The 11,552-nt window shown below is 65.2% G+C and carries 12 protein-coding genes; 2 read left to right on the top strand and 10 right to left on the bottom strand.

Features of this window, described 5'->3' with window-relative positions; all coding sequences use genetic code 11:
* The first annotated feature begins 229 nt into the window (after positions 1–229).
* Together pncA and JN280_RS02540 are read left to right on the top strand one after the other, a co-directional pair.
* Positions 230–835: a bifunctional nicotinamidase/pyrazinamidase gene (gene pncA, locus JN280_RS02545; protein ID WP_202309964.1), complete on the top strand. Its 606-nt coding sequence runs from the start codon at positions 230–232 to the stop codon at positions 833–835.
* A 149-nt stretch (positions 836–984) separates the two neighbouring features.
* Positions 985–2,382, top strand: coding sequence for a sodium:proton antiporter (locus JN280_RS02540; RefSeq protein WP_244743450.1), 1,398 nt, complete (start codon positions 985–987; stop codon positions 2,380–2,382).
* A 9-nt stretch (positions 2,383–2,391) separates the two neighbouring features.
* Here the strand turns inward: JN280_RS02540 and JN280_RS02535 are convergent, their stop codons facing one another.
* The 10 genes from JN280_RS02535 to JN280_RS02490 form a co-directional block, all read right to left on the bottom strand.
* Entirely contained in the window at positions 2,392–3,099 is a 708-nt protein-coding gene (locus JN280_RS02535; RefSeq protein WP_202309962.1) for an ABC transporter ATP-binding protein, read from the bottom strand.
* Entirely contained in the window at positions 3,092–3,835 is a 744-nt protein-coding gene (locus tag JN280_RS02530; RefSeq protein WP_202314478.1) for an ABC transporter ATP-binding protein, read from the bottom strand. Before JN280_RS02530 ends, JN280_RS02535 begins: the two co-directional genes overlap by 8 nt.
* Positions 3,832–4,785 carry a branched-chain amino acid ABC transporter permease gene (locus JN280_RS02525; RefSeq protein ID WP_202309961.1) on the bottom strand — a complete coding sequence of 318 codons (954 nt, stop codon included), beginning with the start codon at positions 4,783–4,785 and terminating at the stop codon, positions 3,832–3,834. Before JN280_RS02525 ends, JN280_RS02530 begins: the two co-directional genes overlap by 4 nt.
* The gene (locus tag JN280_RS02520; protein WP_202309960.1) at positions 4,782–5,663 is read right to left on the bottom strand and encodes a branched-chain amino acid ABC transporter permease; all 882 of its coding nucleotides are present in this window, start codon (positions 5,661–5,663) and stop codon (positions 4,782–4,784) included. The genes JN280_RS02525 and JN280_RS02520 overlap by 4 nt, the downstream gene beginning before the upstream one ends.
* 44 nt (positions 5,664–5,707) lie before the next feature.
* Positions 5,708–7,015: an ABC transporter substrate-binding protein gene (locus tag JN280_RS02515; protein WP_202309959.1), complete on the bottom strand. Its 1,308-nt coding sequence runs from the start codon at positions 7,013–7,015 to the stop codon at positions 5,708–5,710.
* Positions 7,016–7,165: 150 nt separating this feature from the next.
* Positions 7,166–8,614, bottom strand: a complete 1,449-nt coding sequence (locus tag JN280_RS02510) for a hypothetical protein (RefSeq protein ID WP_244742824.1) — start codon at positions 8,612–8,614, stop codon at positions 7,166–7,168.
* On the bottom strand, positions 8,607–9,911 hold the full coding sequence (pncB, locus tag JN280_RS02505; protein ID WP_202309958.1) for a nicotinate phosphoribosyltransferase: 1,305 nt from the start codon (positions 9,909–9,911) through the stop codon (positions 8,607–8,609). The genes JN280_RS02510 and pncB overlap by 8 nt, the downstream gene beginning before the upstream one ends.
* A 123-nt stretch (positions 9,912–10,034) precedes the next feature.
* Positions 10,035–10,340: a type II toxin-antitoxin system RelE/ParE family toxin gene (locus tag JN280_RS02500; RefSeq protein ID WP_202309957.1), complete on the bottom strand. Its 306-nt coding sequence runs from the start codon at positions 10,338–10,340 to the stop codon at positions 10,035–10,037.
* On the bottom strand, positions 10,337–10,639 hold the full coding sequence (locus JN280_RS02495; protein WP_202314476.1) for a type II toxin-antitoxin system RelB/DinJ family antitoxin: 303 nt from the start codon (positions 10,637–10,639) through the stop codon (positions 10,337–10,339). The genes JN280_RS02500 and JN280_RS02495 overlap by 4 nt, the downstream gene beginning before the upstream one ends.
* A gap of 92 nt (positions 10,640–10,731) precedes the next feature.
* Positions 10,732–11,505, bottom strand: coding sequence for an SH3 domain-containing protein (locus tag JN280_RS02490; RefSeq protein WP_202309956.1), 774 nt, complete (start codon positions 11,503–11,505; stop codon positions 10,732–10,734).
* Between the last annotated feature and the right edge of the window lie 47 nt (positions 11,506–11,552).

The raw sequence follows: 11,552 nt of genomic DNA, 5'->3' as shown, positions 1-11,552 counted from the left end.
TCAAGGTGGCCGCGCTTGTCAAAGAGGACGTCGTGTTTCCCGGCCGGCAGGGTTCTTGCCGAAAGCGGTTGACGCGGCCCGGCTTTTTCGTTCCCGTGGTTTCGGTCGGTCGAAGCAGGTTTCGGTAAAATGTTCCGCGGTTTTCCGATGAAAACCTGCGGCAAAGGAATAAGCTAGGCAGGTGATGCGTGGGCGAAGCCACGCAGGCCGTTAGCGACTGGAGGCGTCCATGGCCGGTTCTGCTCTCATCATCATCGACGTTCAGAACGATTTCTGCCCCGGCGGCTCGCTGGCCGTGGCAGGCGGCGACGAGGTCGTTCCCGTCATCAACGGGCTCTCGCAACATTTCGAGCATGTCCTGCTGACGCAGGACTGGCACCCGCATCACCATTCGAGCTTCGCTTCCAGCCATCCCGGGCGCCAGCCCTTCGAAACGGTACGGATGGCCTATGGCGAGCAGACCCTGTGGCCCGACCATTGCATCCAGGGGTCAGGCGGCGCCGCGTTCCATCCGGGCCTCAACCGAACCAAGGCCGAACTTATCATCCGAAAGGGTTTTCGTCCCGCCATCGACAGCTATTCGGCCTTCTTCGAGAACGATCACTCGACGCCGACCGGGCTCGCCGGCTATCTGCGCGAACGCGGTATCCGCGACATCACGCTGGTCGGGCTGGCGACGGATTTCTGCGTCGCCTATTCGGCGCTCGATGCCGTCGCGCAGGGTTTCGCCACGATGGTGCGCCTCGACGCCTGCCGGGCTATCGACCTCGGCGGCTCGCTGGACGCGATGCTGGGCCGCATGCGGCAAGCCGGCGTCACGCTCGCCTCGAATTGATGTCGCCGCCGGCCGGATAAGGGTGGACCGGGCGGACCGCATGGGCTAAGCGCCCTCAACCAAACCGCTCAGCCGGCATCTCGCCGGCGCTCGATCCGGGGGATGGACTGCTGATGCTGAAGTCGAGAAGCATCGTGGCAGGTGCCGCGATGATCATGCTGCTGTCGGGCGCTCCGGCGGCTTTCGCCGCCGAGGAACACGCGCTGCCGGGAGCGGCCATGTCGCTCCTGTGGGCGCTGCCTTTCCTCGGGCTGCTCCTGTCGATCGCAACCGGTCCGCTGCTCTATCCTCATTTCTGGGAGCACCACTACGGCAAGATCACCGCGGCCTGGGCGGCGCTGATCGTGCTGCCGCTCGCGGCGTCCTTCGGCTGGGCGGCCGCGTCGGGCGCGGTGCTGCATACGCTGCTGCTCGAATACATGTCGTTCATCATCCTGCTGTTCGGGCTGTTCACGATCTCGGGCGGCCTCCTGGTCGCCGGAAACATCCACGGCACGCCTCTGGTCAATGCGGCACTCCTGGTCATCGGAGCGGTGCTGGCCTCCTTTGTGGGCACTACGGGCGCGTCGATGATCATGATCCGGCCGATCATCCGCGCCAACGACAACCGCCCGTTCAACGCGCATGTCATCGTCTTCTTCATCTTCCTGGTGTCCAACATCGGCGGCTCGCTGACGCCGCTCGGCGACCCGCCGCTCTTCGTCGGCTTTCTGCGCGGCGTCGGCTTCTTCTGGACATTCGAGCACCTCTTCTACGAGATGCTGCTGGTTGGCGGCATCGTGCTCGCGGCTTTCCTCGCGCTCGATACCTTCCTCCACTACCGCGAGGCAGGCCTGCCGAAGGTCAAGGATCCGACCCCGGACTCCAAGGTCCGCATTCGCGGTCTCGTCAACGTGCCGCTTCTCGCCGGCGTGATTGCCATGGTCCTGCTTTCCGCGGTGTGGAAGCCCGGCGTTGCCTTCACCATCCAGGGCGTGCCGGTCGAACTGCAGAACCTGGTGCGCGACGGCGTGATCGTCGTGCTTGCCCTGGTTTCGCTGGTAGCCACGCGCAAGGAGTATCGCCGGGCGAACGGCTTCTCCTGGGGGCCGATCGTGGAGGTCGCCAAGCTCTTTGCCGGCATCTTCATCTGCATCGTGCCCGTTATCGCCATATTGCGGGCGGGGCCGGAAGGCGTGCTCGCGCCGCTGGTCGCGCTGGTCACCACGCCGACGGGTGAGCCGAACAACCTCGCCTATTTCTGGCTGACGGGCATATTGTCCTCCTTCCTCGACAATGCGCCGACCTATCTCGTCTTCTTCGAACTGGCGGGCGGCGATCCTCAGCGCCTGATGACGGAATATGCCAGGACGCTCGCGGCCATCTCGGCCGGCGCCGTCTTCATGGGAGCCAACACCTATATCGGCAATGCGCCGAACTTCATGGTCTATGCGATTGCCCGGGAACGCGGCATCCGCATGCCGAGCTTCTTCGGCTACATGCTGTGGTCGGGAGCGATATTGATCCCGAGCTTCCTCATAGCGAGCTTCATCTTCTTCGGTGGGTGAGGCCGCCGATCAGCCCACGCCGACATAGCGCCGGACCATGCCGGGGTCGGCGCGCAGGGCTGCGACCTCGACGGTCTCGCGGTTGCGGCCGTTCTCGATGAAGGCGACGCGGTCGGCGACGGGCAGGACCGCGTCGACGCGCTGCTCGACGAGAATGGTCGAGACGCCGCGCCTGCGCAGTTCCGCCACCGCCTCGCGGATCCGGTCGATCATCGAGGGCATCAATCCTTCGGTCGGCTCGTCGAGAAGCAGCACCTGCGGTTCGATAGAGAGCGCGCGCGCCATGGCGAGCATCTGCTGCTCGCCGCCCGACAGCGTGCCGGAGCGCTGGCCGAGCCTTTCGCGCAGCACCGGGAAGAGGTCGAGCACCGCGTCGCGCGTCGCCTTGCCGGTGCCCCGCGCCATCAGGCCGATCTCGATGTTCTCGGCGACGGTCAGTTCCGCGAAGAGCCGGCGGCCCTGCGGGACATAGGCGACGCCTGATTTCGGCACCTGATGCGCCGGCAATGCCGTCAACTCGCGATCGCCGAGGCGGATCGAACCCGCGTCGGCCGGCACCAGGCCCATGATCGCCTTGAGCAAGGTGGTCTTGCCGGCACCGTTGCGGCCGAGCAGGCAAAGCACTTCGCCTTTGCGCAGGACGAGATCCACGCCATGCAAGACGCGCACGGCGCCGTAGCTGCAGATCAGGCCGGAGATGGCGAGCGCCTCAGCCATGCGCTCCCGTCCCGAGATAGGCCTCTTGGACCGCGACATCCGCGCGGATCGCCTCCGGCGTGCCTTCCGCCAGCACCCTGCCGGCATTCAGCACGGTGATGCACCCGGCGAGCGCCATCACCACCGGCATGTTGTGCTCGATCAGCAGCACCGTCGCATCCCGGGCGATTTCGCGCACCAGTCCGATGAAATTGTCGATCTCCCCGTCGGAGAGCCCCTGCGTCGGCTCGTCGAGGATCAGCAGCCGTGGCCGCAGGGCGAGGCCCATCGCCACTTCGAGCAGGCGCTGGTGGCCGTAGGACAGATTGCCCGCGACGTGCCCGGCGCGTCCGGCAAGGCCGGTCCGCTCGAGCGCCTCCATCACGCCGGCGCGCAGCGCCTTTGCCCCGGGGCGCTCGCCCCGCCGGTCGAGCAGCCGTCGTTCGACGGCAAGCGCCACATTGTCGAAGGCGGTCAGATGGGAGAAGATACTGGTGACTTGGAACGTGTAGGCGATGCCGCGCCGCACCCGCCGATGCGCGGGAAGCGTGGTGATGTCCTCGCCGTCGAAGACGACCGAGCCCGAACTCGGCTCGATGCGCCCGCAGATCAGGCTGACGAAGGTGGTCTTGCCGGCGCCGTTCGGCCCGATGATGGCGCGGATCTCGCCGGCGGCGAGGCTGAAGTCGACGCCGTCGACGGCACGCAGCCCGCCGAAGCTGCGCCTCAGTTCCCGCGTCGCGAGCAGGGGCGTCACGGCAGCCATGGCAGCCATTTCTCGCGCATCGTGCCCAACAGGCCCTTCGGGAAGAACAGTACAAGCAGGATAAGCGCGACGCCGACGACCAGCAGCCATGCGGTCGTGAAACCGCTGGTGATGTCGACGACGTAATACATGAACAGCGTGCCGACGAGCGGGCCGAGGGTCGTGGCGACCCCGCCGAGCAATACCCACAGCAGCGGCAGGATCGAATATTGCACCGAGGCGAAGGTCGCGCCGACATAGCCGAAGAGCAGCGCATAGATCGCACCAGCTGCCGCGCAGACGGTCCCCGACAAGACCACGGCGATCAGCTTGTTGGCGAAGGTGTCGTAGCCGAGCATCCGCGTCCGCTCCTCGTTCTCGCGGATCGCCACCAGCACGCGCCCGACAGGGGCGCGAACCACAGCGAGCAGGGCGACAAGCACGACCGAGAACAAAAGAAGCGCCGTGAAATACCGGACCGTCGGGTCGGTCAAGTCGAAATGCGTGGCGCCCAGGCTGAACACCCGTTGCTGCTGCGGCAGCACCAGCCCCTCGTCGCCGCGGGTCCATGAGCCGAAATAGAAGGTCGTCAGATAAAGTACCTGGGCGAACATCATGGTCACGATCATGAAGGCGACGCCGGTTGTCCTCAAGGCGAGCAAGCCGATCAGCAGCGCCAGCGCCGCCCCCGCGGCGACGCCCGAGGCGAAGGCCGTCGCGGTGCCCCAACCCAAATGATAGAGCGGCAGGCCGGCCCCGTAGAGGCCGGCGGAGAAGAACATCGCGTGGCCGAGGCTGAGCAGCCCCGCATAGCCGAAAAGAAGATTGTAGCCCATCGCGAAGACCGCCAGCACCATGACGCGGGCGAGCACGCCATGGTGATAGTCGGGCAGGACGAACTGCAGCAGAAAAAGCAGGAGAATGACGCCTGCATGCAGCGCGACGATGCGTCTGTCGCTCATCGCACCGCCGTTCCGAACAGGCCGGTCGGCCGGAAGACGAGCACCAGCGCGACGAGCAGCGTGGCGATCATCTTGGCCAGTGTCGGCTGGAAGAAGGCCGAGATGATGCCATCGCTCAAACCGATCAGGACGGCGGCGACGACGGTGCCGCGCAGCGAACCCAGCCCGCCGATGATCACGACGATGAAGGACAGGAGAAGCGGATCCAGTCCCATCAGATAGTGGGCCTGGCTGATCGGCACGATCAGCACGGCGGCGACCGCCGCGAGCATTGCGCCCAGCGCGAAGACGCCGGCATAGACCTTGTCCACCGGGATGCCGAAGGCCTGCGCCGTCTCGCGGTCATACTGGGTGGCGCGCATCACGAGCCCCAGGCGGGTGCGCGTCAGCACGAACCAGGTTGCCGTGAGCAGCAGCGCCGAAACGGCGATGATCGACAGCTTGTAGCCGGAATAGCCGAACCACGGGAACAGCACCCGATAGCTGAACGGTGCCTGGACCGGCCGCGCATCCGGGCCGTAGAAGGTCAGGGCGAGCTGCTGGATGATGTAGAGCAGGCCAATGGTGGCCACGATGGTGGCCTCGGGATTGTAGTCGAGACGCCTCAGCACCAGCCGTTCGGCAAAAAGCGCGATCGCGCCCACGACCAGGGGGCTTATGACGAGCGCCAGCAGGAAGCCCAACGCCGGATGGCCCGTGGCGAGGGAGGACGCCCACCAGGCGAGCACGGCGCCCAGCATGAAGAACTCTCCATGGGCGACGTTGACGACCCGCATGACGCCGAAGACCAGCGACAGGCCGAGCGCCATCAGCGCCAGCACCGCCGAGGTGACGAGCCCTTCCAGTGCGGCGAGCAGGAGGTGGGGACCAAAGGCCATCCGTCGTCGTTCGGTCCCTTACAGGCCCGCCGGGTCCAGCCGGCTCACAGCGGCTGCGTCGTGTAGTCGCCTTCCGGCTCGTACATGCCGTCCTGGATCGACGTTCGATGGACGACTACCAGCTTGCCGCCTTCGACCTTGGAGATGTTCTGGTGGCCGAAACACTGATGGATCTTGCCGTTGAAGATCTTGTCGCCCTGCGGATGCTCCGGTCCCGAGGCGAAGGCGGTGAGCGCCTCGGTCGCCTCGACGAGCTTCGCGCGGTCCTCCGGTCCCCTGTAGCCGGCATCCTCCATCGCCTTCTTGATGACGTAGAGCGTCTCCCAGCAGCCGAACATGTGAGCCGCGGTCGAGACGTCCTTGGGGTCGCCGATCGCGGCGCCGTTGTCGTCGATGCCGACCGCGGCGCGATAGGCTTTTTGCGCTTCGGTGTCGTCGGGCTGGGAATAGCGCGGCGAACCTTCCCAGAAATGGCTGCCGTCGAGGAATTCGAGGCCCGGGCTGTTGATGTCGACGGCCTCGAGGGAATCGATGAAGCCGAAGAGTTGCGGCCGGTTCGATCCGTAGAATTCGCCGAGCTCCTTCACGAAGGTCAGCACCGCGGGTCCAACCATCACGTGATAGAGCACCTCGGTTTCGGCCGGGATCTGCGGAAAATAGCGCGTGAAGGAGGTTTCCGTCGGCGGGATGGCGATCTGGCCGATCACGTCGGCGCCCTGGGCCTTCAGCGCCGGCGGCAGGTAGTCGCGGTGGTCGTGGCCGAAGGCGAAGTCGGGGAAGATCATCGTGACCTTCTTGCCGACATTGGCGGCGATCCACGGTGCCATCGAGATCACCTGGCTCTTCACGTCGGTGATGCCGGGCTGGAAGCAGTAGCGGTTCAGCTTGGTGGAGGCCACATGATGGCCCTCGCTGACGACATAGTAGGGCAGCTTGAATTCGCCGGCGACCGGCGCGGAACCGATCACGACATGCGAGAAGAGGGTGCCGTAGGCGACGTCGGTCTTGTGCTGGGTGGCGAACTTGCCGACCACCTCCGCGCCGCGCTTGGGGTCGGTGCCATCGTCCTCGACGATGATCTCGACTGGCCGGCCGTTGATGCCGCCGGCCTCGTTGATCAGCTTGACGGCGGCGTTGGTGGTCTTTTCGTACCAGCGTCCATAAGAGGCGCCGATGCCTGTGCGATGAGCCTGGAAACCGATCTTGATGGGTGCCGAGCTCTGCGCCTGGGAATAGCGCACGAAGCCGGGCGCCAGCGCGAGGCCGGCTGACGCGCCGAGGCCCTTGAGCGCGGTGCGTCGCGACAGTTTTCTTGTGAGCAGGCTTTTCCTGGATGGGCTCTGATCGTTCATCCCTGTACCCCTTATCGAACATGGTCCCGGTCCAGCCGCATGCCGCCTGTCCGGGCTGGAGTTTCGTTCCGTGCAAGCTAGACCATCAAACTTTTGCATGGCAATAGGAACTGAAGTCAGGGCTGCCTTGCAACCGAACAGGGGCTCTCGTCATGCTCCGGTCGGCGTCGATAGAAGCCATAGTCCGAACACCGTGTAGCCCATCATCAGCAGCGTCAGAGGCAGTTGGCTTATCGTCGCGATCCGCCCTTCCGGGTGCAGGCGGTACGCCATCATATGCGCCGCCAGGACGGCCAGCATATGCCCCAGCACGATCGCGCCGGCCTGCAGGTTCCAGATCAGCCTCGCCGCCTCGGGTCCCATGGTGACGCCGGTGAATATCTGCATCTGAGCGGTGCCGAACAGGTTCCAGCCTCGGGCGAAAGGGTCCGACAGGGCGACCATCGCATATTGGCCGTTGATCAGGAGCACGGTCAGATAGTGCGCGAAATGGTATGCGAGCGCGATAGGCACGATCGACCAGACGAGCAGGCCGGCCGCCACGACCAGCCGGTGCTTGCCGCGCGCCAGCCATTCGCCCAGCGCCACTGTCGCCAGGAAGACGGCGGACAGTGTTGCGAAACTGAGCAGCAGGCCGGCCGTATTGATGCCGGTCATCGCTGTGCGGCCGGGGAATTCGAGCGGATTGATGCCGTTGGCACCGAGCCACAGGAAGGTGCGCGACAGGCCGTCGAAGGACACCGACGCCAAGGTGAGGAGCAGGAACAGGATGCCACTGAGCGTCAGGGGCGCAGCGTAATTGAGCTTGGCGCCGGGCAGGCAGAGCGCGAACCACGACCGCCCGTCCTTGTCGGACCATTCCGTCACCGAGAAGCGGGCGATCAGGCTGAAGAAGGCGGAAAGGCATTCGCCATGACGGCTCCAGTTCGCATGGCCGAATGCGAGCATCGCGAGCAGGTTCGCCGTGAAATAGACGGTGGCGACGTCAGCCAGGCGAGCCGGGTCGTCAGGGGCCGGATCGATCAGCTCGAACCAGGCGAAGGCGAGGAACAGCAGGACGGCCGGCCAGTACCCGATCGCCGCGGGCAGGGGCAGAAAAGGCGCACCGTCGCGGCGGCCAAGAAGCCGCAGGACGATGCGATATGGTCCGTACCACGGGTTGAGCCATGACCAGGCATTGCCGAGCACGCCCTGGACGATGGTGAGCCCGACCCAGAGCAGGGTCCAGACGGTGAGCGGCAGGGGATTGGAGAGCGGATCGCGGCTTCCCCACCAACCCGCCAGGATGAGCGTCACGAAGACGGCGAAGGAAAACAGGCTGACGGCCGTTCGTCCCCGCGGCGCCAGGCCGGTGAAGAGCGTGAGCCGCCTTTCGGCCTGCCGCTCGACCGCGTCCGGCGGCAGCAGCACCAGCGCCAGGAAACTCGCCGCGACGGCGAGCGCGCCGCCGGCGAAATAGTGCCCGGTCGGCAGGAGCATGACGAAACCACGGTCCGACACATGCGCCGAGGCTTTGCCGCCGAGGCCGCCCAGCATGGCGGCCGCCGGGAACAGCAGCCGGCCCACCGTACTCCGGCGACGCCGTCCGTCGTCAGACATAGACCGCGTGCTCGACCCGATCCTCCTCGCCGAACAGCTTCAGATAGCGCTTGATCTCGCGTTTGTCCCCTGTGGCCTTGGCCGGGTTGTCGGAGAGCTTCACGGCCGGCCGGCCATTGGCGCTGGTCACCTTGCAGACCAGCGAGATGGCTTTGAGCCCGTCAGTATCGACCGGCGCGCAATCCTCGAAATCATTGGTCAGGTTGGTGCCCCAGCCGAAGCCCATGCGTACCTTGCCGCGGAAATGGCGGTAGGTGTCGATGATGGTTTCGACGTCGAGCCCGTCGGAGAAGATCAGCAGCTTCTGCTTGGGGTCGTAGCCGCGCTTGCGCCACCAGTCGATGATGCGCTCGCCGCCCTCGATCGGCGGCGCGCTGTCCGGGCGGAAGCCGGTCCACTGCGCCACCCAGTCGGGTGCGTTGCGCAGGAAGGCTGCCGTGCCGAAAGCATCAGGCAGCACGATCAGCAGGTTTCCGCCGTAATAGCGCTGCCAGTCCTGCAGCACCTTGTAGGGCGACTGGATCAGTTCCTCGTCGGTCCTCGCCAGCGCCGCGAGCACCATTGGCAGCTCATGCGCATTGGTGCCGAGCGCTTCGAGGTCGGTGTCCATGGCGAGCAGCACGTTGCTGGTGCCGGTGAAGGCGTCGCCGATGCCTTCCTTGAGCGCTTCGACGCACCATCGCTGCCACAGGAAGCTGTGGCGGCGGCGCGTGCCGAAATCCGAGATCTTGATGCCCGGCAGTGCCTTGAGCCGCTCGGTCTTGGCCCACATCCTGGCCTTGGCGCGCGCGTAAAGCACATCGAGCGCGAACGGACCGAAGGCCTTCATCGCGGAGCGCGAGCGCAGTTCGTTGATGATGGCGAGCGCCGGGATCTCCCAGAGCGTCGTGTACATCCAGGGCCCGCTGAATTCGAGCTCGTACTGGCCGTCCCGTTTCCTCAGCTCGTATTCGGGAAGCTGGAAATTTGCGAGCCAGGTCAGGAACTCCGGCTCGAAGATCTGCTTGCGCCCGTAGAAGGTGTTGCCGGCAAGCCAGATCATCTCCTTCTTGGAGAAACGCAGCGTTTGGGCATGGTCGAGCTGGGCGCGCAACTCGCCTTCGTCGATCTCGTCCGCCAGTCGCACCGAGGTGGTGCGGTTGATCAGCGAAAAGGTGGCGTCGACCTTGGGGTAGAGGCCCCAGATCATCTGCAGCATCAACAGCTTGTAGAAATCGGTGTCGAGCAGGCTGCGCACGATCGGATCGAGCTTCCAGGTGTGGTTGTAGACCCGCCGCGCAATGTCGGTTTTCGCCATGATATGCCTTTCACCGTCGCGGCCCGTCCGTCCGCCGCCCGCCTATAGCACCGAATCCGGGCGCAAGGCGCAACGGCGATTTATGCTGGCGCGATGAAATGTCCGGCTTGGCGTGATGGGGCATCACGGAAAATCGGTGTCGTCGGCAATCTCGTCCGGCCAGATCTGTGCTCCGTGGAGGACACGCAAGATGCGAATCCTGTCGGACGTCACGACATAGGCAGCGATGTAGGGCGTGCGAGGTACAACCATCTCGCGTGTTCCTGCGACCCGGCCGGGACGTCCGCTTTCGGGAAAATCGAGCAGGCGCCTCACCGCACGAGCGATTTGCTCGTCTACTCGAACCGCTGCCCTCGGATTGTCGGCTTCGATGTGGCCGAAGATTCTGACGCGATCCGTAACGGCAAATTGTGCCCAGACAAGCTTCACTGTTTGCCGGTCTTGCCCAAAGCGGCCAGCCGTCGGGCCACAAACTGCGTCTCCGCTTCGTCGTCGTCCACGTCCGGCCGCGCATCCTCAAGCGCCTGCAGGACCTTTGCGCGGAACCAGGCATCATGGGCCTCGCTGTTGGTGACGAGTTCGAGCGGCAAGGCGCCTTCGTTCGCGGTACGTGTCAGCAGAATGCGGACCGCATCGGAGACCGTGAGGCCCATGTTCTCGAGCACAGCCGTCGCGCGGTCCTTTATATCGGCGTCGATGCGTGTCTGGATCAGTGCGTTTGAAACCATCGTCATGTCTTTCTCGACACCGAATGTAATGCAATTGAATGACCGTTTCCAGCGACCTTCTCATCAGGCTGCGGGGAGGGTTGTGTCGGGTCTCACCCTCCGAAGGGAAGCGCGTCCGGTATCTCGAAACGTTCGGCCTTGCCGATGCGGATCATGTTGAGATCGGCCTCGCGGGTCCAGCTCAACGGCTCCTCTGCATCGGAGGTGTCGGCGCGGCCGTTCCGGAAGCTTATGACGCGCTCGCCGCCGTCGGGCCAGGTCACCGTCACGGTCGCCTCGCCATCGCTGCCGCGTTGCACGATAGCCGCGCACATGCTCATCGGCTTGCCGTAGTAGCGTGAGCAGGGGATCTCGGTCGTCGCGCCATCCGGGGCGAGCGGTGGAACTTCGGCGGGCATAGATGTCACTGCCGCCTGCTGCTCGGGTGTTTCGGTCGGACCCACCTCCGTGCCGGTGTCGGCCGCGCCGACGTCTGCCATGGGCACGTCAACCAGGTAGCGGGCGGGAGCCCAACCGGCCACCGAGGCATCCTCGGCCGATTCCACCTTGCACCACTTCACGCCGTTGGTTTCACTGCAGCCGTGATTGTGCAGCGCCGCGCCGTTCGGCAGGCGGCCGACGAGCTTGCCCGTGGCCGAGGCGGCCTCCCGGATGTTGAGCAGGTCGCCTTCGGCAATGCCCTGCACGACGAAGAAACCGCCTCCGGCGTCGGCCGGAGCAGCCGGGGACTCCGATACGGTCGGGGCGGCAGTGTCCTGAGCCAATGACGGACCGGCCGGAATCGAAAGAATGAGGGTCGCGAATGCCCCCAAAAATAGGTGGCGCATGGCAGTCCCCTTGCGAAACGGCAGCGAAGCTGCCGCCACTTTAAGTCAGCTTTTGGGCACTTCCGAGGGAAAAGGCGCGGCCGGAT

The organism is Mesorhizobium sp. L-8-10 (assembly GCF_016756635.1).
Lineage (GTDB): Bacteria > Pseudomonadota > Alphaproteobacteria > Rhizobiales > Rhizobiaceae.
The sequence above is the reverse complement of the archived record's forward strand: the minus strand, read 5'-3'. Positions and strand labels throughout refer to the sequence as shown.